The organism is Salinispora mooreana (assembly GCF_000379065.1).
Classification (GTDB): domain Bacteria; phylum Actinomycetota; class Actinomycetes; order Mycobacteriales; family Micromonosporaceae; genus Micromonospora; species Micromonospora mooreana.
The window spans coordinates 4,294,193-4,314,158 of sequence record NZ_KB900614.1 but is presented as its reverse complement, the minus strand read 5'-3'; the positions used below and the strand labels follow the sequence as shown (position 1 = coordinate 4,314,158).

General features: G+C 73.4%; 20 protein-coding genes. 10 read left to right on the top strand and 10 right to left on the bottom strand.

Annotation, left to right across the window (positions count from 1 at the left end; all coding sequences use genetic code 11):
• Positions 1-93 precede the first annotated feature (93 nt).
• Both SALPAC6_RS0120605 and SALPAC6_RS0120600 read right to left on the bottom strand, forming a co-directional pair.
• A complete protein-coding gene (locus SALPAC6_RS0120605; RefSeq protein WP_018255227.1) occupies positions 94-828 on the bottom strand; it encodes an ABC transporter permease in 735 nt (244 codons plus the stop codon).
• Entirely contained in the window at positions 825-1,514 is a 690-nt protein-coding gene (locus SALPAC6_RS0120600) for an ABC transporter permease (RefSeq protein WP_018255226.1), read from the bottom strand. Before SALPAC6_RS0120600 ends, SALPAC6_RS0120605 begins: the two co-directional genes overlap by 4 nt.
• A 2-nt stretch (positions 1,515-1,516) precedes the next feature.
• On the opposite strand from SALPAC6_RS0120600, the gene SALPAC6_RS0120595 reads away from it, so the two are divergent.
• Complete coding sequence (locus SALPAC6_RS0120595; RefSeq protein ID WP_018255225.1) at positions 1,517-2,569, top strand: ABC transporter ATP-binding protein; 1,053 nt, start codon at positions 1,517-1,519, stop codon at positions 2,567-2,569.
• Here the strand turns inward: SALPAC6_RS0120595 and SALPAC6_RS0120590 are convergent.
• The 6 genes from SALPAC6_RS0120590 to folP all read right to left on the bottom strand — a co-directional run bounded on the left by SALPAC6_RS0120590 (position 2,547) and on the right by folP (position 6,586).
• Positions 2,547-2,852, bottom strand: coding sequence for a hypothetical protein (locus SALPAC6_RS0120590; RefSeq protein WP_018255224.1), 306 nt, complete (start codon positions 2,850-2,852; stop codon positions 2,547-2,549). The two genes, SALPAC6_RS0120595 and SALPAC6_RS0120590, sit on opposite strands and share 23 nt — an antisense overlap.
• A 73-nt stretch (positions 2,853-2,925) precedes the next feature.
• Positions 2,926-4,128 (bottom strand): ABC transporter permease, encoded by a 1,203-nt coding sequence (locus tag SALPAC6_RS0120585; RefSeq protein WP_018255223.1) that lies wholly within the window; start codon positions 4,126-4,128, stop codon positions 2,926-2,928.
• 119 nt (positions 4,129-4,247) lie between these two features.
• Positions 4,248-4,739, bottom strand: coding sequence for a DUF3180 domain-containing protein (locus SALPAC6_RS0120580; RefSeq protein WP_018255222.1), 492 nt, complete (start codon positions 4,737-4,739; stop codon positions 4,248-4,250).
• Between the two features lie 67 nt (positions 4,740-4,806).
• Positions 4,807-5,334, bottom strand: coding sequence for a 2-amino-4-hydroxy-6-hydroxymethyldihydropteridine diphosphokinase (gene folK, locus SALPAC6_RS0120575; protein ID WP_018255221.1), 528 nt, complete (start codon positions 5,332-5,334; stop codon positions 4,807-4,809).
• The gene (gene folB, locus SALPAC6_RS0120570) at positions 5,331-5,693 is read right to left on the bottom strand and encodes a dihydroneopterin aldolase (protein WP_018255220.1); all 363 of its coding nucleotides are present in this window, start codon (positions 5,691-5,693) and stop codon (positions 5,331-5,333) included. Before folB ends, folK begins: the two co-directional genes overlap by 4 nt.
• Positions 5,690-6,586 carry a dihydropteroate synthase gene (gene folP, locus SALPAC6_RS0120565; RefSeq protein WP_018255219.1) on the bottom strand — a complete coding sequence of 299 codons (897 nt, stop codon included), beginning with the start codon at positions 6,584-6,586 and terminating at the stop codon, positions 5,690-5,692. Before folP ends, folB begins: the two co-directional genes overlap by 4 nt.
• Before the next feature lie 339 nt (positions 6,587-6,925).
• Here folP and SALPAC6_RS0120560 point away from each other — a divergent pair, with 339 nt between their 5' ends.
• From SALPAC6_RS0120560 to SALPAC6_RS0120530, 7 genes are read left to right on the top strand one after another with little or no spacing between them, the layout of a single operon-like run.
• Complete coding sequence (locus SALPAC6_RS0120560; protein ID WP_018255218.1) at positions 6,926-7,237, top strand: hypothetical protein; 312 nt, start codon at positions 6,926-6,928, stop codon at positions 7,235-7,237.
• A 14-nt stretch (positions 7,238-7,251) separates the two neighbouring features.
• On the top strand, positions 7,252-7,614 hold the full coding sequence (locus tag SALPAC6_RS0120555) for a hypothetical protein (RefSeq protein WP_012015490.1): 363 nt from the start codon (positions 7,252-7,254) through the stop codon (positions 7,612-7,614).
• Positions 7,615-7,648: 34 nt separating this feature from the next.
• Complete coding sequence (locus tag SALPAC6_RS0120550; RefSeq protein WP_026189904.1) at positions 7,649-10,834, top strand: ATP-binding protein; 3,186 nt, start codon at positions 7,649-7,651, stop codon at positions 10,832-10,834.
• Position 10,835: 1 nt separating this feature from the next.
• Positions 10,836-12,755 carry a hypothetical protein gene (locus SALPAC6_RS0120545; protein WP_018255216.1) on the top strand — a complete coding sequence of 640 codons (1,920 nt, stop codon included), beginning with the start codon at positions 10,836-10,838 and terminating at the stop codon, positions 12,753-12,755.
• A complete protein-coding gene (locus SALPAC6_RS0120540; protein WP_018255215.1) occupies positions 12,752-13,306 on the top strand; it encodes a hypothetical protein in 555 nt (184 codons plus the stop codon). Before SALPAC6_RS0120545 ends, SALPAC6_RS0120540 begins: the two co-directional genes overlap by 4 nt.
• Positions 13,303-14,466, top strand: a complete 1,164-nt coding sequence (locus SALPAC6_RS0120535) for a M23 family metallopeptidase (RefSeq protein WP_018255214.1) — start codon at positions 13,303-13,305, stop codon at positions 14,464-14,466. The genes SALPAC6_RS0120540 and SALPAC6_RS0120535 overlap by 4 nt, the downstream gene beginning before the upstream one ends.
• Before the next feature lie 13 nt (positions 14,467-14,479).
• The gene (locus SALPAC6_RS0120530; protein WP_018255213.1) at positions 14,480-15,073 is read left to right on the top strand and encodes a hypothetical protein; all 594 of its coding nucleotides are present in this window, start codon (positions 14,480-14,482) and stop codon (positions 15,071-15,073) included.
• A gap of 1 nt (position 15,074) precedes the next feature.
• On the opposite strand, the gene SALPAC6_RS26415 is transcribed toward SALPAC6_RS0120530, so the two are convergent.
• Entirely contained in the window at positions 15,075-15,650 is a 576-nt protein-coding gene (locus tag SALPAC6_RS26415) for a hypothetical protein (protein WP_033666531.1), read from the bottom strand.
• A 193-nt stretch (positions 15,651-15,843) separates the two neighbouring features.
• Here SALPAC6_RS26415 and SALPAC6_RS0120520 point away from each other — a divergent pair, with 193 nt between their 5' ends.
• The gene (locus SALPAC6_RS0120520; protein WP_018255211.1) at positions 15,844-18,384 is read left to right on the top strand and encodes an FtsK/SpoIIIE domain-containing protein; all 2,541 of its coding nucleotides are present in this window, start codon (positions 15,844-15,846) and stop codon (positions 18,382-18,384) included.
• Positions 18,381-19,217, top strand: a complete 837-nt coding sequence (locus SALPAC6_RS0120515) for a hypothetical protein (protein ID WP_018255210.1) — start codon at positions 18,381-18,383, stop codon at positions 19,215-19,217. The genes SALPAC6_RS0120520 and SALPAC6_RS0120515 overlap by 4 nt, the downstream gene beginning before the upstream one ends.
• 56 nt (positions 19,218-19,273) lie before the next feature.
• Here SALPAC6_RS0120515 and folE read toward each other — a convergent pair whose 3' ends face one another.
• Entirely contained in the window at positions 19,274-19,933 is a 660-nt protein-coding gene (gene folE, locus SALPAC6_RS0120510; protein ID WP_018255209.1) for a GTP cyclohydrolase I FolE, read from the bottom strand.
• Positions 19,934-19,966: the final 33 nt, after the last annotated feature.

Genomic DNA, 19,966 nt, shown 5'->3' with positions numbered 1-19,966 from the left:
ACGACAAACTCCGGTCGGACTTCGTCACCGGATCGTCACCCCGGCGCGTCGACGCGACTGCCCGGGCCAGCCGAACGCGCCCCGCGAGCCCGTTCAGGCGCCGCTGACCGCGTCGGCCGCACGACGCCCCGCCCGCCGCCCGCGGTTGCGTAGCGGTCGCGGGGTGACCAGCCGCTCCACCAACGCCAACACCAGCTCCACCAGCAGGGCGAGCCCCGCCACCAGCAGCCCACCGGCGAGGATCTGCCCGCCGCCGGCGGCGATGTCCAGGCCGAACCCGGCCCGGATGATCTGCCCCAGGCCACCCCCGTTGACGAAGGATGCCAGCGCGGCGGTCGCCACAACCTGCACCGCCGCGGTGCGAAACCCCGCCGCCAGGTACGGCACGGCGAGTGGCAGCTCGACCCGGCGCAGCAGCTGCCAGCCGGAGAAGCCCATCCCCCGGGCCGCGTCCCGGGCCTCCGGATCCACCGCACGCACCCCGGTGTACGCGTTGGCCAGCAACGGTGGGATCGCGAAAACCGCCAGCGCCACCACCACCGGGGGCCGACCAAAACCCAGGAAGGTCAACGGCAGGATGGTGAGCAGAGCCAGCGTCGGCACGGCCAGCGTCAGGTTGGCCACCAGCACGACCAGCCCGCCGCCGCGCCCGGTGTGCCCGAGCCAGAGCCCGATCGGCCACGCGATCAGGCAGCCCAGCAGCACCGCCGCCGCGGAGATGGCGAGATGTTCGCCGGTCCGGTCCAGAACGCCGCCCGGATTTGTCCAGTTCAGCGGATCGTTGAGCCAGACCACCGCCGCCTCGATCGGCCCCGCCGCCGCGGTCATGCCGCGCTCCGCCGACGCAGCCACGGGGTGAGCAGCCGCCCGGCACCGGCCAGGGCGAGGTCGAACACCAGGGCGAGCAGGACGCAGAGCAGCGTACCGGTCATGATCTGCGCCTTGTAGAAGTTGTTCTGGAAGCCGGCAAAGATCAACTGACCGAGCCCACCCTGCCCCACGACCACCCCCACCGTGACCAGCGCCACCGTCGAGACCGTCGCCAGGCGCAGCCCGGTGAGGATGCCCGGTAGGGCCAGCGGCAGTTCGATCCGGAACAACCGCCCCCAGCGGCCGTACCCCATGCCCTCCGCCGCCTCCCGCACCTCGGGCGGCACCTGGGTGAGCCCGGCGAGCGCGTTGCGGACAATCACCAGCAGCGCGTAGAGCACCACCACGGTGAGCACGGTCACCACCCCGATCCCCAGGTACGGCGCGAGGAAGGCGAACAACGCCAGCGACGGGATGGTGTAGAGCACGCCGGTGACGGCCAGGATGGGCCCGGCCAGAGCGCGAAACCAGTACGCGGCCACGGCCAGCGGCACCGCGATCAGCACCGCGATCAGCACCGCCCGCACGGTAAGCGAGGTGTGCTCGCGCAGCGCGGCGAGGATCGTGTCAGAGTTGTCCCGCACGTACTGCCAGGAAAACCACGGGTTGCCCGGGTCGGCCCGGTAGCCCAAGCGGAAGGACATGTGTGGACGTTACCCCGCGGGGATCCGCCGCCGACGAGGCGCGTGCGGCCTCGATCTCCCTCGACCAGATCGGCAAGCGCTACCCGGACGGCACCGAGGCGGTCCACGAACTGACCCTGGAGGTCGCCGCCGGCGAGCTGGTGGTGCTGATCGGCCCCTCCGGGTGCGGTAAGTCGACCGTGCTGCGGATGGTGAACCGCCTCATCGAGCCGACCAGCGGCCGGATCCTGCTCGACGGGGCAGACGTCACGCGGGTTGACCCGGTACGGCTGCGCCGCCGCATCGGCTACGTGATCCAGAACGTCGGCCTCTTCCCGCACCAGACCATCAGCGCGAACGTCGCCACCGTGCCGCAGCTACTCGGCTGGCACCGGGACCGCCGCCGGCAGCGAGTCACGGAGCTGTTGGAGCTGGTCGGTCTGGACCCGGCCCTGTTCGGCGCCCGCTACCCGCACGAACTCTCCGGCGGTCAGCGGCAGCGGGTGGGGGTGGCCCGGGCGCTCGCCGCGGACCCGGTGGTCCTGCTGATGGACGAGCCCTTCTCCGCGGTCGACCCGATCGCCCGGACCCGGCTCCAGGAGGAGTTCCTGCGGTTGCAGGCCGAGGTCCGCAAGACCATCGTGCTGGTGACGCACGACCTCGACGAGGCGGTTCGACTGGGCGACCGGATCGCGGTGCTCTCCGAGGGCGGCCGCCTGGAGCAGTTCGACACCCCGGCCGCCGTACTTGGCGCGCCGGCCACCCCGTTCGTCCGGGAATTCGTCGGTGCCGACCGGGGCATCCGACGCCTGGCCGTCACCCCGGTCACCCGGGAGACGGTCGAGCCGGTCTCCGCCCCCCCGATCTCCGCCGAACTCCCCACGGTGCCGCTCGGGGCGTCCGCGTACGACGCGCTGGGGGTCCTGTTGACCTCCACGGCGGACCGGGTGGTGGTGACCGACCAGGAGCAGCCCGTGGGCGTCCTCACCCGATCCCGCCTGCTCGACCTGGGCCACCCCGACGAGAGCCGGCCGCCCGCTCCCAACGGGGCAGTCACCCCCGCAGGTAGTCGATGAAGGCCGCCCGCAGCAGCGGAGCCGACTCCTCGTAGCCGTGGCCGGTCAGCTCCCGCCACAGCGCCGCCGCCTCGTCAATGGTCGGCCCGACCGAGTTCGGCGCGCCATCCAGGGCGGCGGCCTCGTCGGCGTTCGGCAGGTGCCGCAGAACCGACCAGAAGAACCGCACGTCACGGCGCTCCCGCGCCACCGCGAACGCCTGCTTGCGCAGCTCCTCGGTGGAGAGAGCGTCCAACTCCTCGAACGACCGGCCGGCGGGGAAGGTCGAAGGTGTGTCGGTCATGCGGCCGAGCCTAACCGTCGGGCTCCCCGCCGACCTGCTGGACGCGGGTCCGCGCCAACCTGCTGGGCGGGGGTCAGCGGCGGCTGGGGTCCCAGTGCCGTCCGGTCCCCCAGTCCGGGAGCTCCCACTGGTCTGTTGGGCTCTCGGCCGGCTGGGGCGGCAGGGTCGCGGCCCAGTCCGTGAGCGGCTCGGGCCGTCGCACGTCCCAATCGGCGGGCAGCGGCTCGTCGACATCGGGGCTGTCGGCGACCGCCTCCCGATCGTCCCGCGACCCCCCATACGCCTCGACCAGCCGGGTGACCACCAGCCCCACCCCGAGCACCACCGCCCCGACCGCCCAACGACTCGCCGAGAGGCCGCTCGCCCGCAGGTCCGCGAGGACGAGCGTGACCAACGAGACAGCCAGCAGGGTACCGAGGACGCCACCCCGGCGGCCGAAGGCACTGGTGCCGGCGAGCAGCGCCGTTCCCACCGCCAGGACGGTCCAGTCCAGCCCCGACCCGACAGCGACCGGCCCGGCGGCGGGAGTCCCCAGTAGGGAGCCGGCCAGCACGGCCAAGACGCTGGAGGTGACCAGCGCCCCGCCCGCCACCACCGGGGCCAGCACCCCCTGCCGGCGAGCCGGGTCGACCGTCGGCCGGAACCGGCCGACCAGCCGACGGATCGGCCGTAACGCGCCGAAGAGCCCGCCGAGCACGGCGAGCGCTGCGAACCCGGCGAACAGATAGAGCGCGTCGCTCGTCGGGTCGTAACTACCCTGCGGCAGAACCGGGTCACTGCGCCGCTCGATGTACGCGACCAGCGCCGCGCCGGCGGCGAGGCTGGCCGCCCAGGCGGGGACGTGCAGCACCGTCACCACGAACGCCAGGAGCAGCCCGCCGAACACCCCGGCGGCGATCGCCGGGCCGAGGGCGGCCACCGCGCCCTGGTCCCCCTGCTCCGCCATGTGCAGTGCCGCCGCTACGGCCGCCGGCCCGATCGCCAGATTCGCCGCCGCGGTACGCAGGCTCAGCCCGGCGGCGAGGGCCAGCAACCCGAGGACCGCCCCGTCAACGAGCAGCGACCGCAGGCCGTCGCCCCGCAGCGTGTCCGGGCTTTCCCGCCAGAGTAGGTAGGCGACACCGACCGCGACCACCAGGAGCAGGAGCTCCCAGACGACGTGCACGCCGAGCCGGCCCCCACCGGACTCGTCCTGAGCCGGATCCGGGGCGGGGACGACGGTGTGGGCACCGGGGGAGGGCTCCGGATTGCCTCGCTCCGATTCGTCGTACCCCATGCAGCCGCCCTCCACCTGGCCGTCCGTCCCGCTTCCCGACGTGCGGAGCGGTCCGGGCAGCCGTCACTCTCCGGTGGCAGGCACCGTACCCGCGCGGGAAGCGCGGCGGAAGCCCGTGCTCAGCGCTGGCCGGGGCGGCCTTCCCGGTCGCCGGGCTCGCGGTCCTCGTCATCCTCCTGCTCGGGAACCCTGCAGGAGCGCTCCAACCAGAGCGCGGCGGCCACCAGCGCCAGGGCGGCGAGCAGACTGCTCCCCGCCACGTTCCGGTCGCTCGCCGCGACCTGGGTGGGCTCCAAGAACAGCCACCCGGTCAGGCCCCCGTAGAAGCCGGCGAAGATCGCGCCCCCCAGCGCGGACGCCTTGGCCAGCACCACGAAGCGGGCAACCAAGAGCGGGTTCACCGGCTCCCTCCCCGGCCGGCGCGCGATCCGGGCCCGGGTGTTCACCGCGGCGTACGCCTCCAGCACGGCGAGCCCGGCCAGGGTGACCACCGGCAGCCAGGGCAGGTCGCCGGGGAGGTAGTCGTAGTAGAAAAAGCTGATCAGCAGCCACGCCACCCCGGCGGCGGCGAGACCGGCGACCACCAGGGTGGAGGCCCGGGTGGGGCCCATCCGGCCGGGGCCCGCGCCGTCCGGGGGTGATGACTTAGCCTGCGTCATGCCCGCCGGCTCCGCTGCCTCATGCCGTTGACTCTAACCTCACTTCGGGGCAGGGACGCAGCTCCAACGCGTCCGCACCGACCGGCTCCGAGTTCAGCAGGTCGGTTACCCAGCCGTGGCCCGGCAGCCGCCCGTACGGTTGCAGATCGAGCCAGGGCCGCAGGACGAAGGCGCGCAGGTGGGCGCGGGGGTGCGGCAGCGTCAGCTCGGGATCGTCCCGGAGCACTGGCGCGCCGTCCTGGGTCCAGACCACGATGATGTCGACGTCGAGGGTGCGGGGCCCGAAGTGCCGGGCCGGGTCGCGCTCCCGGCCGGCCGCGCGCTCGGCGGCCTGGGCCCGCACCAGCCAGTCCTCCGGCGCCGCTTCGGGATCTTCGGCCAGCACCGCGGCGTTCAGGTACGCGGGCTGGTCCCGGTCGCCCCAGGGCGGAGTCTCGTAGACGCCGGAGACCAGGAGCACGGACTCACCCAGCACGGTGACCGCCGACTGCAGGTGGTCGGCCCGACCGCCGAGGTTACTGCCGAGCGAGAGCAGGGCGCGGGTCACGAGGCGGACCTGGTCATGGTGACGGCCACGTCGGTGAAGCTATCCGAGATCGGGGCCTGCGGCTTGTGCACCGTCACCGTGGCGCTACGGACCCGGGCGTCGGCCAGACAGACCGTGAGGAGCCGGTCGGCGAGGGTCTCGATCAGGTTGACCGGCTCCCCGGTCACCACCGCCACCAGCCGCTCGGCCAACTCGCCGTAGTGGACGGTGTCGGTCACCTCATCCGAACGGGCGGCCGGGGCGAGGTCCAGCTCCAGCAGCGCGTCCACGACGAAGTCCTGCCCATGCGCCCGCTCGAAGTCGTACACCCCGTGCCGGCCGTGCGCCCGCAGGCCGGTCAGCTCGATCCGGTCGGTCATGACTGCTCTCTCCTGCCCCGGGCGCCGCCGGTGGCGGCTGGCCCGGATGATCCGGTGGCGGCCAGCCGGGGCGATCCGGTGGCCCGCCAGACGGCCAGCGCGTCCGCGGTGGCCCGGACGTCGTGCACCCGTACTCCCCAGGCGCCGGCCGCGACCGCGAGCACGCTGGTGGCGACGGTGGCAACCTCCCGGCCCTCGGTCGGCCGTGGTGTGCCGTCAACGGCGAGCAGCGCGCCCAGGTGGGACTTGCGGCTGGCGGCGAAGAGCAGCGGGTAGCCGAGCGCCAGCAGCTCCGGCAGCCGGGCGCTCAGCTTCCAGTTGTGGGCGGCGGTCTTCGCGAAGCCGAGCCCCGGATCGATGACGATGCGGTCGGCCGCCACCCCGGCGGCGAGGGCCGCCTCGACCCGCTGCGCCAGCTCGGCCTTGACGTCGGCGACGACGTCGCCGTAGCGGGCCAGCTCCCCCATCTCGCGGGAGTGCCCGCGCCAGTGCATGAGCACCCAGGGGCAGCCGGCGTCCCGGACCACCCGGGCCATGTCCGGGTCGGCGAGCCCACCGGAGACATCGTTGACCACCTGCGCCCCGGCGGCGAGCGCCAGCTCGGCCACCCGCGCCCGGGTGGTGTCGATGCTGACCGGTACGCCGGCGGCGGCCAGTTCGCGGATCACCGGCCGCACCCGGGCCGCCTCGGTGTCGGCGTCCACCCGGTCCGCCCCCGGTCGGGTGGACTCGCCACCCACGTCCACCAGGTGGGCACCGTCGCCGTGCAGCCGCACGCCGTGTGCGATGGCGGCATCGAGATCGGCGTAGCGTCCGCCGTCGGAGAAGGAGTCCGGCGTGACGTTCAGGATGCCCATCACCACTGGGGACGCGGCCTGCACCAGATCGGTCACAAGGAGACCGTACCGGTCCTCGTTGGCGCTCCCGCGCCACCCGGCCCGGGGGCGCTGACATGCGCGTCGGCGCAGGTGTGGAGGCGGACGACAGAGTCGGATCGGGGTCATTCTTCGCGGCTTGTCGCAGACAGTGGGTGGCCGTACGCTTTGGGAATTGCCGAGCATCGAGATGGCGAAGCCTGGAGGGAGGGCCGAAGCGGGAAGATCCGCCCAAGACCCACCGTCTCGTGGTGGGTGACGACCGCGGCAGCCTAGCCGCAACGTGAGCACCGTTCCCGCCAGGCATGCCTACTGCACCGCCGCGGCGCCGCCGGCCGCGAAATGGGGAGGTTTCCAGTGATCGCCATCGAGCTGACGGAGGCGGCATCGTCCGCCGCCCACGCTCTCACCGCCCTGAGCGCGACACCGCTCGCCGAGCCCGCGCCCACCGGCATCGACACCGAAAACATCGTCGCCTTCTTCGCCAGCAAGATTGCCCCGATCCTGCTGGCCGTGCTGGGCGTCATCTTCATCGGACGGGCGAGCCGGGGTGAGATCTCCAAGGTGCTGACGAGCTCGGCCATCGCGATCGTCGGCCTGGCCTTCATCGCCGGGGCCGCCACCCTCTTCTTCGTCGGTGACTACCTGATCGACCTGATCTTCGAATAGGCGCGGGCACGAGCATGCGGCTGCGCACCGACGACGACATCTACCGGGCCCGCCTGGTCTACCTCGGGCCACCCGGCTACACCCTCCCGGTCCACCTCCCGTACGCCCAGTATGGGCTCTTCATCCTGCTCGTTCCCCTCTACATGTTCATCCACTGGTTGTTCACGCTGCAGGTCGAACTCTTCCCGGCGTGGGAGATCGCCCTCGCGATCGTGACCACCTCGTTCGTCTTCCGGTACGTCGACCCGGACCGGCCCGCGCGCATGGTGATCCACACCGCGCTGACCGACTGGCGACGCACCCGGGAGCCGGCCGCCGAGCAACGCGACCCCCGCCTGGTTGGCAGCCGGATCAGGATCCGAGAGGAACTGGCATGACCGGGCAGTGCAACGACGCGGGTGAGGCGGTCGCATGAGTTCCCACTACGCGCCGGGACCCCCGGCCGGGCAGCCGGCCACGGCCCGCGGTGACGCAGCGCAGCCTGTTGGCTACGCCATGGAGCTCGAGGAGGCCCACCACGACCCGGCCCGGGCCACCTCCCCGGGCCACGGCGGGGTCGGCGTCTTCCAGGCACCCCGCCCACTGCAGCAGCGGACGCCCACGGAGCCGACGCCGACCGCCGGCACCGACATCGACTCCCCCTTCCTCGACCTGTTCGGCGCGACCCGCCCCACCCGGACCCTGCCCGGCCGGGCAGCGACGCGCGAGCAGCAGCCGACCATCCCCCAGCAGCTCGTCGCCGGGGATCCACTCGTCGCCGGGGATCCGCCCGCCGCACCGACCGCGCCCGCCGCACCGACCGAGGTGGAACGGTCGCCCGCCGTGCCGGCCCGGCGCTCCACCCGGGTACCGCACCAGGCCGGCGAGCGGCTCGCCCGGGCAGATACCGGGGCGGCGGCCCCGCAGCCAGCCGACGCCGCGCCGCGGCACCCCGGCGAGCGGTCGGCGCCGGACACCCAAGACACGCCCCCGTCCGATCGGCGCTCCACCAGCCGTCGCGACCGCACCGCCACACCGACACGAGTCCGGCCACCGAAGATCAAATTCAGGGACCGGGACCCGTCGGTGGAGCTGGCCATCACCGAGATCGCCGGCCACCTGACCTTCACCCCCAACACGGTCACCGCCTGGTACTGGCTACCCGAGGTGCGCTGGGCCTTCCGCCCCGACGCCGAGCGGGAGGCGCTGCTCGCGGCGATCTCCGAGCAGTACGCCGGGCTGGCCGGATTCCGGCTGCACCTGCGGCGCACCACCCGCCCCTTCCCCGCCGACGAGTGGGCCCGCACCATCGACACCCACACCCGGGCACCGCTCCCCGACGTCCCGGGGACACCGAGCTGGGCAGATCATCTGGTCGCCGCGCAACGGCACCTGCTCTCGGTCAACCACGCCGAGGGACAGACGTACCTGGGGGTGACCTTCGCCCGGCGCTCGTTGGGCGACTCGCTGGTGGAGCGGGTACGACGCAGCTTCGGTCGCGGCGTCGCCGAGGGCGAACGACGCAAGCTCGGCCGCACCGTCGAGCAGTTCGACGAGGTGCTGGGCGCCTTCGGTATGCGCGGACGCCGGGTCACCACACGGGAGCTGGAGTGGCTCCTCTACCGCTCGGTGGCGCTCTGCATGGCCCCACCCGGGCGGCTCTCCCCGGTCACCGACGGGCACTGGGAACGCGGCGACCTGCTCGCCCTGACCGAACAGGTGGAGCGCTACCGCACCCCGTACGGGTCCACGGTCAAGCTGGTCAACCGGATGACCGGGGAGGAGGGGCACGTCGCCGTCCTCGCCGTCGGCCGGATGGAGCCGCTGGAGATCCCCGAACGACACGAGCCCTGGCTGCACTTCCATGAGCGGCTGCCCTGGCCGATGGAGCTGTCCAGCCGGGTCGACATTCTCGGCTCCGGCGACTCCTTCCGTAATCTGGAGCACCGGCTGCGGATGATCCGCTCCCAGCAGCTCGACTACGCCGAGCACGGCATCGACGCCCCGCCCGAGCTGGAGCGCCTCGCGGAGCGGGCCCTGGTCATCGGCGACGAGATGACCACCGGGCTACCGGTCGAATCCGCCCGGGCGCACGGCTGGCACCGACTCGCCGTCGGCGGGCGGACCCGAGAGGAGTGCCTGGAACACGCCCGGCGACTGATCCAGCTCTACTCCCGCGAGCTACGGGTCTCGCTCCAGCACCCCAAGAACCAGGACTGGCTGGCCCGCGAGTTTATCCCGGGCGAGCCGATCGCCAACACCGGCTACGTCCGCCGGATGCCGGTCAACCTCTTCGCCGCCGCGCTCCCGCAGGCCGCCTCGACCGTCGGGGACCGCCGGGGCGACCTGATCGGGCGTACCGCCGGGACCTGCCGCCGGCCGGTCTTCCTCGACCTGCACTTCCCGATGGAGGTCCGGGAACGCTCGGGTCTCGGGGTCTTCGTGGCCGAGCCCGGCGGCGGCAAGTCCACCCTGCTCGGCGCTCTCGGCTACCTCGCCGCCCGCCGCGGCGTGCAGGTAACGCTGCTCGACCCCTCCGGCCCGCTCGCCCGGCTCTGCGCCATGCCGGAGCTGGCCCCGTACGCGCGGGTGCTGAACCTGACCGGCTCCGAGCCCGGCACCCTCGCCCCGTACTCGCTGATCCCCACGCCGCTGCGCAGTGAGTTCAGCACCGGTGACGCGGGCGAGCGGGAATTCGAGATCGCGGTCTCCAACGCCCGGGCCGAGCGCCGGATGCTGGTCCAGGACATCTGCATGATGCTGGTGCCGCCACAGGTCGCGCGGGAGGCCTCCACCGCCACGCTCTTCCGGCACGCCGTACGCCAGGTGCCGGCGGAGGAGACGGCCACTCTGGACGATGTGGTCGCCACCCTGGGCAGGCTCGACGACGACGCCGGCCGGGAGCTGGCCAACCTCCTGCTGGACACCGCCGAGATGCCGCTGGCCATGCTCTTCTTCGGTCGCCCCCCGGAGGGGCTGCTCGGGCCGGACGCCACCCTCACCGTGATCACGATGGCCGGCCTCCGCCTCCCCGACCTCAAGATCGAGCGAGAGTACTGGTCGGCGGAGGAGGCGCTCGCCCTGCCCATGCTGCACACCGCGCACCGGCTCGCCGTCCGCCGCTGCTACGGCGGCTCGATGTCGTCGCGCAAGCTGGTCGGGCTGGATGAGGCGCACTTCATGGAGGGTTGGCGTTCGGGGCGGTCGTTCCTGGTCCGGCTGGCCCGGGACTCCCGCAAGTGGAACCTGGCCGCGCTGGTCGCCTCGCAGAACCCGAAGGACATCCTCGGCCTTGATGTGCAGAACCTGGTCTCCACGGTCTTCGTCGGGCGGATCGCCGAGGACGAGGAGATCGCCTCCGAGGCGCTGCGCCTGCTGCGGGTCCCGGTCAACGACGGATACGAGGCCACCCTCGCCTCCCTCTCCGCCGCCGACAGCACGTCGGCCGCCCGCCTCGGCTACCGCGAGTTCGTCATGCGCGACGTTGACGGGCGGGTGCAGAAGGTCCGAGTGGACGTCTCGTACGTCGATGGGCTGCTCGACCACCTCGACACCACACCGGCGGCGATCGCGGCCGCGGCTGGAGTGCTACCCGTCGTAGCGGATCTGGAGGCGTGAGATGGCCGGGGCCCGGGCTCGGACGGTGGCGCTCCTACTGGCTCTCGGCGTCCTCGCCGGGGCCACGGTCAGCTGGCCGGGGGTCGGCGCGGCAGCGGCACCGGCCCCGGAGCCGACCGCACCAGCCCCAGCCGGCCCCTGCCTCACCGAGGAGTGGCAGGCCGACTTCCGCGCCTGTGTGTCCCGGCTCGCGGAGGTCGCCGAGGACGACGTCACCTGCCGCAACGCCCCGACGCCGACGGCCCCGGACTCCGGCCTCGCCGGCTGGTTCGCGGCCCGCCCGGACTCGGCGAAGCAAGACGGCCGCAAGGGGTACTACAGCGACTACGGCTACGCGGGATACAGCTACACCACCTACGACATCGACACCGGCTGCGCCACTGCGGTGCTGCACCCGGACTACAAGTTCACCAACACGGTCGCCAACGGCGAATTCATGATCGCCACCGCGATCGTCGGCGCCTCGAACGCGCTGCGGGAGCGGGCCTGGGATCCGCGGTCGATGTGGGGCTGGGCCGATCCACTTGTGGAGCAGGCGACCACGGCGGTCTACCAGAAGGTCTTCAGCGTCTTCGGGATCGTCACCCTCTGCGTGGTCGGGCTCTATCTGCTCTGGCGTTCCCGCCAGTCGGAGATGAGCAACGCCCTGACGACCGCGGGCTGGGCCCTGCTCGTGATGGTGGCGGTGACCGCGCTGGCCGCCTGGCCGGTGAAGTCCGCCAACGTCGCCGACGGCACCCTGGTCACCACGCTGGGGGTGGTCCACGACGCGGTCGGACCGAGGACCCAGGATGTCCCGCCGGACCAGTGCCCGGTCCCGAATCCGGCGGCCTGTGCCGACAACCGGCCACCTGCGGTGCGGGCGAGCGACACGGCGACCGAGACGATGCTCTACCGCAACTGGCTGCGCGGGGTGCTGGGCTCGGCCGACAGCGAGACCGCGAAGAAGTACGGGCCGGCGCTCTACGACGCGAAGTCCTTCTCCTGGGAGGAGGTGGAGAGGCTCCGGTCGAACCCAGCGACGCGGGAGCTGACGGTCAAGCTGAAGCAACAGCAGTGGGCGCGGGTCGCGCAGCAGATCAAGCAGGAGGATCCGGAGGCGTACGAGTATCTCCAGGGGCTCCGGGACATGGACCGGGTCGGCGCCGGCTTCATCGCGGTGCTCGCCGCGCTGCTCTTCGCGATGTTCGATCTCACCGCGTCGGTGCTGGTGCTGTTGGGCTTCCTGCTCTTCCGCTGGGCGGTGATCGCCGCGCCGATCCTCGGCACCATCGGCCTGCTCCGCCCGGCGAGCGCCGGGCTGCGCCGGCTGGGTAACGCGGTGGTCGCGGCGGTCTTCAACATCGCCATCTTCGGCACCGGCGCCGCGATCTACCTCTTCGCCGTGGACCTCATCATGAGCACCCCGACCCTGCCCGGCTGGCTCCAGGTGGTGCTGGTCTGGCTCTGCGGCGTGGTCGGCTGGCTGCTGCTGCGCCCCTACCGGCGGGTCACCCAGCTCGGCGGCAAGGGCGGCAGTGCGGCGGGCGGCTCGGACAGCTCCTGGCACCGCCGGTTCTTCCGGGACATGCGCGCGGCGTCCCGCCTCGACGCGGAGCCCCGCGGCGCCGGCGAGCCGAGCTCGGGTCGCCGCGGGGCGGTGGTGGCGGAGCAGAGCCGGCTGCGGCCGGAGGCCCGGCACGAGGAGCCGGTGCCGGCGACCGCGGGTGGGGCCCGGCCGGAGCCGGACGGGGCGCCGGCGTCCGGGGAGCGCAGCTCCCCGGACCGCACCACTCCCGCACCGCGGCAGCGGCGGGCGCCGGCGAGCTGGACCGAGCCGGAGGGCCCGCAGGAGAGCCCCTCCTTCGTCCTCTACCGACCCGGCGCGACGAAGCCCGCGCCGGAACGGGGCGCCCCCCGGATCCGCTCCGAGGCCCGGTGATCGCGGTGCGGCGGGCAATCGAGCAGCTCCTCACCCGGGTGCTCCGGTCCCGGGTGGGGGTCGCGCTGGCGCTCGCCGTGGTGGTGGTCGGCATCATCGGCACCACCCGGCTGGTCGTCGGGGCGGGGGAGCCGGGGAGCGGCCTCAGTAACCGCCCGGAGCAGCCGATCAGCACGGTGCACCCGACGGTCGGCGACGACGGGCTGATCGACACGCGCTCCCCCACGCCGGTGACCCGGCCCGGGGCGGCGCCGCCGGAGCAGGTCGCCGACGAGTTCGTCACCGCCTGGCGCGGGCAGCCGGGGATGACCGCCGAGGCCTGGCACGCCGGGCTGCGCCCCCTGGCCACCCCGACGTTGGCCGAGCAGCTCGCCGAGGTGGACCCGGTTGAGGTCCCGACGGGCGAGGTGGCGGGCGCCGTGACGGTCAGGGCCCGGTCAGAGATGGTCGTCGAGGCGCGGGTGCCCTTCGACACCGGCCAGCTCCGGCTGGAGCTGGTGGCGCCGGACGGCCGGTGGCGGGTGGACGCGGTGGACTGGGAGCAGAAATGAGCAGAGCAGCGAAGCCGAAGCACCGTCGCCTGCGCGTCGGCGTGTTGGCCGTCGCGCTCACCGCGACGCTGACCCTGCTCTGCTGCGCTGGCGGCGCGGGCGCCTTCTTCCTCACCGAACTCGGCGGCGACGACGAGCTCCGGCTCACCAACCAGGAGTGCACCGACGACTTCCAGGTCGAGGTCACCGGGGCAATGCCGCAGATGTCGCAGTACGGTGAGCTCCAGCTTCGCAACGCCGCCCGGATCATCACGGTCGGGCAGGAGCTGCAGGTGCCGCCCCGCGGATGGGTGATCGCCGTGGCGACCGCGATGCAGGAGTCCCGGCTGCGCAATCTCGCCAACCCCACGGTCCCTGGGTCGGATCAGCTCCCCAACGAGGGCGTCGGCTCGGACCACGACTCGGTGGGTCTGTTCCAGCAGCGGGCGGGCTGGGGCTCGGTCCAGGAACGGATGACGCCGGAGTACGCGGCCCGCAAATTCTACGAGAAGCTGGTGGAGGTCCCTGGTTGGCAGCGGCTGCCGCTGACCCGGGCCGCGCAGGCCGTGCAGATCAGCGCCTTCCCGGACGCCTACGCGAAGCATGAGGCGCTGGCGTCGACGATCGTCAACTCGCTGGCCGGCGGCGCGGCCCGGACCGTGCCGGTCGCCGGCGGGCACGCCTGCGACGCCGCGGAGGACGGCCGGATCGCCGCCTCTGGTTGGACCGCCCCGATCCCCGGTGACGTCGGCTCCGGCTTCCGCACCCAGGAGCGACCGGCGCACCAGGGGGTGGATATCGCCGCGGTTAAGGGCACCCCGATCCGCGCCGCCGCCAGCGGGCGGGTCCTGGTCTCCCGCTGCGACCCGGACCGATCCGGGGAGCTGACCTGCGACGTGGACGGCTGGCCGGGCAAGGGTGGCTGCGGCTGGTTCGTCGACATCGCCCACCCCGGAAAGATCATCACCCGCTACTGCCACCTGGCGGAGAGGCCCACGGTCAGCGCGGGTCAGACTGTGCGCGCCGGGGAGGAGATCGGGGTGATCGGCAGCAGCGGCAACTCCTCCGGCCCGCACCTGCACTTCGAGGTGCACGTCGACGGCGACCGGAGCCGCCACGGCGCGATCGACCCGGTGCGCTTCATGCGGGAGCAGGGCGCGCCGCTGCGGAGCGTGGAATGAGGCACCGACGGCGATGACAGACCCCCTCCCGGACCCGTTCCTGGACCAGCCGGACTGGGCGCCGCTGCCGCCCCGGCCGATCGCGGTGCTGCCCGCCTCTGGCCGGGTCGAGCTGCGCGGGCGCCGGGTGCGGGTCGGCCAACCCGGGCTGGGCTGGCGCGGTGACCTCCGCGCGGACGACCGCGTGGTGCAGGGCAGCCGCACCTACGTGCCGGTCATCGCCGAGCACGAGTGGTACCGCGCCGAGGCCGATCAGGTCGAGGTCTTCGCCCCTCTCGTCCCGGTCGACCGGGTCTGGGTGGAGACGGTCGGACTACGGCCGGAGGCACCGCCCGCGGAGGCCGATCGGCTGGTCTCCCTGGACGCGCCCACGCATCGGGCGCCGACGCCGGTCTTCGAGGCCGACGCCGTCGCCGGCCGGCGGGTCGTGCACGTGGAGGGCGCGGTCGAACACCGGGACCTACGCGCGGTGACCGAGACCTACTCGAGCGCCGAGGGGGACATCTGTGTCCGGGTCACCCCCGAGGTCGAGTGGTATCGGTGGGCCTGGCGCGGGCAGACCCCGACCACGCTCGAGGTCCCCGTCCACCTGCTCTGGATCGAATAGGTCAGTCAACCCGTGCGCCGGAACAGACCCGCCAGTCCTCGCCCAGCATGGTGGTGAAGCGCCACGGCTGCCGTTCGCTGTAGTTGCCACCGTCAACGTAGGCGGAGATCACCAGTTCCAGCTCGACGACCGCCTCGTCTCCGTCCCGTTGAACCGCGAGGCTCCCCCAGCTGACGGAGATGGGCACCGCGAACCGCGCCTCCCGCGCGACCAGGTCCTCCCGCAACGCCCCCAGCTCGGCGACGGACGCCCCCTCGGCGCAGAGGAACAGGTCGGCGAGCGTGTCATTCCTGTCTACAAAAAACGCGGCGAGATAGCTACTCACGACCACGTCGGGTGCGCTGCGGTCGGGGGTGGTGGCCCGGTCGTAGAGGACGTAGCCACCGACGATCCCGCCCAGCACGAGCGCCGTCAGCACGGCGACGGTCACGGTGAGGACAGTGCGCAGTCGTTGCCGACGCGGCGGGACCGGCGCGCCCGCGCCTGGCGCGGGCGCCGAGGGTGGGGCCGCCAGCTGCTCCGAGGGAGGCCGCTGCGCCGGTAGGCGGGACACCTGGGAACCGGCGGGGGGCTGCACTGATTCCACCCCCTGAGGCTAACGGCTGCCGGCCGCTGACCCAATGCCCAGATTAGGCGGATCGTGACGGCCTCCTCCCCGCCGGTGACATCGGCTACAACACTGACGCGGCACCGCGGCGCCTCCGCCGGAACCAGGTCGTCCTGCGCTACGGTCTTCGCGCGGGGTGGGTCGCCGACCTCGCGAAAAGGGGGTGGACGCGGTGGGTCCGAGGAGGCGGGCGAACCGGGCCGCCGCCCTGCACCGGCAGGCTGCCGCCGTCGCGCTCGCCGCCGCCGATGTCCTCGACGACATCCGCCCCGCTCCCGCCGACCACGCCCGCCAGTATGAGCTCGCCGACCGGCTGCGAAGCGCCGCCGGTCAACTCGCCCCCGGCTGGGCGGGAGCCGCGCTGGAGACCGTGCCGGCGGAGACCCCCGCAGGGGAGGGGCCGCCGCGCTTCGTCCGGGTCGGTACCGCTGCCCCGCTGGACGAGGCGCGCTTCCCCGCGCTGGTCCCGCTGATCGGCACCGGGAACCTGACGGTCGACGCCGACACCGGGGATCCGCGGGTGGCGGGCCTGGTCCGGGCCGTCCTGGTCCGACTGCTGGCGGCCACGCCGGCCGGGGCGCTGCTGGTCCGCGCGGTGGACGGTACGGGTACCGCGCTGACCCCGTTCGCGGCGCTCGCCGACGCCGGCCTCCTGCCGCCTCCGGTTACGGACGTCGCCGGCCTGCGGGCGGTGCTGGCGGAGGCGGAGCGGTGGGTGGCCCCGGCCGGAGACGGCCGACGCCGGCACGACCGAATCCTGCTCCTGGTCGTCGCCGCGCTGCCCGAGTCCACCGGCCACACCGACCTGACCCGCCTGGAGGCGCTCGCCGAGCAGGGCAGCGCGAGTGGCCTGCACCTGCTGGTGGCGGGGTGGCCAGTCGGCCGCGCTCCGCTGCCACGCGCCGCCTCGCTGACGATCCGCAGTGCGTACGCGCTGCTCACCGGCCCTCCCGGCACCGTCTTCGGGGCGCCGGAAGCAGACCCTCCGGGCGGATTGAACTCACCGGTCTTCCTCGAGCCGGATCCCCCGGCAGACCTCGTCAACGAGATCTGCCGTCGCCTCACCGAGCAGGTGGCGGAGGGCTCGCGGCTGGGACTGGCCGAGCTGCTTCCGGAGCCGAGCGAGCCGGTGTGGACGACGAGTTCCCGTGCCGGGATGGCGACGACGGTGGGGGACGCCGGGGGGCGGCCGGTCTCCCTGAGTTTCTCCGAGCTGACGCCACACTGGTTGGTGAGTGGCCGCGCCGGCACCAGCCGATCGACGTTCCTCGCCACCGCCCTGCTCAGCCTGACCGCCCGCTACGGTCCTGAGGAGCTCGTCCTCTACCTGGCCGATCTCGGCACCGGGGAGTCCTTTGCGGAGTTCCTCCAGACCGAACGCGACCGCTCCTGGATTCCGCAGGTCCGGGCCGCCGCCATCACCGCCGACCGGGAGTACGTGCTGGATCTGTTCGACCTCCTGGCCACCGAGGTCCGCCGCCGCGAGGAGGCCGGTGCCCGCGCCGGCGGGCAGCGGTACCAGGAGCTGCGGCAGCACCGGGAGCTACCGCGGATCGTCGCCGTGGTGGACAGCCTACCGCGACTACTCACCGGCCGGGACCGGATCGCCACCGAGGCTCGGGCCCTGCTCGAGGCCGTGGCGCGCACCGGCCGGTCGTACGGTGTGCATCTGCTCCTGGCCGGGGAGGGGGACCTGGGCCTTCGGGCGCGCAGTGACCGGGATCCGCTGCTCGGGCAGTTCCCGGTGCGGGTGGCGCTTCCCGGTGGGGGCGCGGTGTTGGCCTCGACCAACGACTCGGCGGCGGGCCTGGCGGTGGGGAGTGCGGTGGTCAACACCGCGGGTGGCCTCGGGGGGCCGCGTGGCGCCATCCGGGGACACGAGCGGGTGATCCGCTTCCCCGACCCACTGGATCACTACGAGGTGATGGCGGGCCTGCGGCACCGGCTCTGGGAGGCCCGCCCGGAGCGGAGCGCCCCACCAGTGGTCTTCGCCGGCTATGCCCAGCCGCAGCTGCGCAACGACCCCCGGTACCGAGCGGCGGTGGCCGGTGGGGCAACCGGGCCGGTGGCGCTGCTGGGCCGGGCGGTGGATGTGACCCGGTCAACGGTGGCGGTGTCGCTCGACGCCGCCCCGGGGCGCAATCTGGCGGTGCTCGGTGCCAGTGTGGCGGCGGCTGGCCTCCTGGTCACCGCGGCCCGCAGCCTCGCCGCCCACCACCAGCCAGGTTCCGCCCGGTTCGTGGTGGTGCCTTCCGCGGACGAAGCGGCACCACTCGCCGCGGCACTCGCCGCCGAGTTGGCCACCCAGCACTCGGTCGAGGTGGTGGATCAGGCTGACCTGCCGGCCGCCCTCGACTCGACCGAGCCGGCCTACCTGGTCGTCTTCGACCTGGACGGGCCGGGTTCGGGACAGGTTCCGCCGGACCGGCTCACCACCCTGCTCCGGGAGGGGCCGCCGGCCGGTCGTCACCTACTCGGCCGGTGGGGCACCGTACCCGCTTTCGCGTCCCTACTCGAACCAGGAGACGAGTTGACCAAGCTCGCCACGGTCGCCGTCGTGAACGTGCCGGGGGCCCAGCTCGGGGCGCTCTTCGGCCGCCCGGTGGAGTGGCGTCCTCGACCAGACCGGGCGCTGCTCTGGGACGGCCACAGCGAGCAGGGCGTCGTCCTGGTTCCATTCGCCACGAAGCCGGTCCTGACGTGAGCCGGATACCCATCCAGGATCGGGGCCCGGATCGGCAGCAACCCCCGGCTGCCCCGTTGCTTCCGATCCACGTACCGCAGCCGGTCCCTCCGCTGGGGGCGGCCCACCAGCCGGAGCCGCCCCACGAGCCGGAGGCAGCCCACGAGGCAGAGCCGATCCACGAGGAGGCGACAGCCCACGAGGAGGCGGCCCACGAGGCGGTCGAGGTGGCGTGGGCCGAATACCTCGCGGCGACCCGGCAGCTCGACGAGGTGCGCCGAAGTGCGGCCACCGCCGCGGGCGAGCAGGCCCGCGCGGTCGCGGCCGCCCGGGAGGAGCTGGCGACGGTCCGGGCCCAGCTGGCCGGGCAGGAGGCGCGGCTGCGCGAGTGCGGCGTACCGCCGATCTCGCTGACGCCGACGCCACCGGAACACTCGGCCGCGAGTCGGTCGATGGCGAGTGGCCCTGCGACGGTGCTGGCCGCGCTGCGGGGAGCTGCCGGCCGGGTGGAGTCGGCGGACGCCGCGCTGACCGCCCGCGGGCTGGTCAACCTGGCCGGCTGGCCCGTCATCGCCCGTAACCTGCGCTGCTACGCCCCGCTGGCCCTGCTGATGCCGCTGGTCCAGCTGATCCTGCTCGCTGCCACCGGCCCCAGCACGGTGAGCGCCGTCGCGCTGGTCGTCGGGCTGGCGACGCCGGCGGCGGCGTTCGCAGCGGGCTGGTGGTGGGTGGGGCGCCTCGCCGGGCCGGAGGCGGGCGAGCAGCCGGACCGCACTCCCCGGCTCGGGGTGTTGGTCTGCCTGTTCCCCGCCATTGTGACCAGTACGGTGCTCCTGCTCGCCCTGCTGGGTTGAGCATGGCGGAGGCGTAGCGGCGTCCGAGGGTGGAGGTGACCCGCCGGGCGGGCGGATCAGCGCGAGTTGATCAGCGCCATCGCCTCGGCGCGGGTCCTCGCGTCCTCCTGCAGGCTGCCGCGTACGGCGGAGGTGATCGTGCAGGCCCCCGACTTCTGGATGCCGCGCATCGCCATGCACATGTGCTCGCACTCCAGGACGACGATCACGCCGCGCGGCCGGAGCTGCGCCATCAGCAGGTCGGCGACCTGCACGGTGAGCCGCTCCTGCACCTGGGGACGACGTGCGAAGACCTCTACCAGTCGGGCCAGCTTGGACAGACCGGTGATCCGGCCGTCCGCGCCGGGAATGTACCCGATGTGGGCACTGCCCCGAAACGGCAGCAGGTGGTGCTCGCAGAGGCTCATCACGTCGATGTCACGGACCAGCACCAGCTCGTCGTGGCTGGCCTCGAAGGTGGTGCTGAGCACCTGCGCCGGGTCGACCCGGAGCCCGGCGAACAACTCCGCGTAGGCCCGCGCGACCCGGGCCGGGGTCTGCTGGAGCCCGTCGCGGTCCGGGTCCTCGCCGACCGCGATCAGGATCTCGCGGACCGCCTTCTCCAACCGGACCAGGTCAACGCTCTCCCCGACCGGACCGCCGGCGAGCCGGCCGCTGACCAGCCGAGCCGCGACGTGGTCCAGGTCGCCGTCGGTCTCGGTGGCGGAGGCGGCCAACCCCTGCGGGCGGTTGGCCGCCTCGTCGTCGCT

What these genes read in the sequence shown, in the direction of transcription:
- SALPAC6_RS0120530 (WP_018255213.1), top strand. Translation starts at nt 14,480, where the DNA reads ATGACAGACCCCCTCCCGGACCCGTTCCTGGACCAGCCGGACTGGGCG.
- SALPAC6_RS0120605 (WP_018255227.1), bottom strand. Translation starts at nt 828, where the DNA reads ATGACCGCGGCGGCGGGGCCGATCGAGGCGGCGGTGGTCTGGCTCAAC.
- SALPAC6_RS0120555 (WP_012015490.1), top strand. Translation starts at nt 7,252, where the DNA reads ATGCGGCTGCGCACCGACGACGACATCTACCGGGCCCGCCTGGTCTAC.
- SALPAC6_RS0120590 (WP_018255224.1), bottom strand. Translation starts at nt 2,852, where the DNA reads ATGACCGACACACCTTCGACCTTCCCCGCCGGCCGGTCGTTCGAGGAG.
- SALPAC6_RS0120535 (WP_018255214.1), top strand. Translation starts at nt 13,303, where the DNA reads ATGAGCAGAGCAGCGAAGCCGAAGCACCGTCGCCTGCGCGTCGGCGTG.
- folB (WP_018255220.1), bottom strand. Translation starts at nt 5,693, where the DNA reads ATGACCGACCGGATCGAGCTGACCGGCCTGCGGGCGCACGGCCGGCAC.
- SALPAC6_RS0120585 (WP_018255223.1), bottom strand. Translation starts at nt 4,128, where the DNA reads ATGGGGTACGACGAATCGGAGCGAGGCAATCCGGAGCCCTCCCCCGGT.
- SALPAC6_RS0120600 (WP_018255226.1), bottom strand. Translation starts at nt 1,514, where the DNA reads ATGTCCTTCCGCTTGGGCTACCGGGCCGACCCGGGCAACCCGTGGTTT.
- SALPAC6_RS0120545 (WP_018255216.1), top strand. Translation starts at nt 10,836, where the DNA reads ATGGCCGGGGCCCGGGCTCGGACGGTGGCGCTCCTACTGGCTCTCGGC.
- SALPAC6_RS0120580 (WP_018255222.1), bottom strand. Translation starts at nt 4,739, where the DNA reads ATGGGCCCCACCCGGGCCTCCACCCTGGTGGTCGCCGGTCTCGCCGCC.
- SALPAC6_RS0120550 (WP_026189904.1), top strand. Translation starts at nt 7,649, where the DNA reads ATGAGTTCCCACTACGCGCCGGGACCCCCGGCCGGGCAGCCGGCCACG.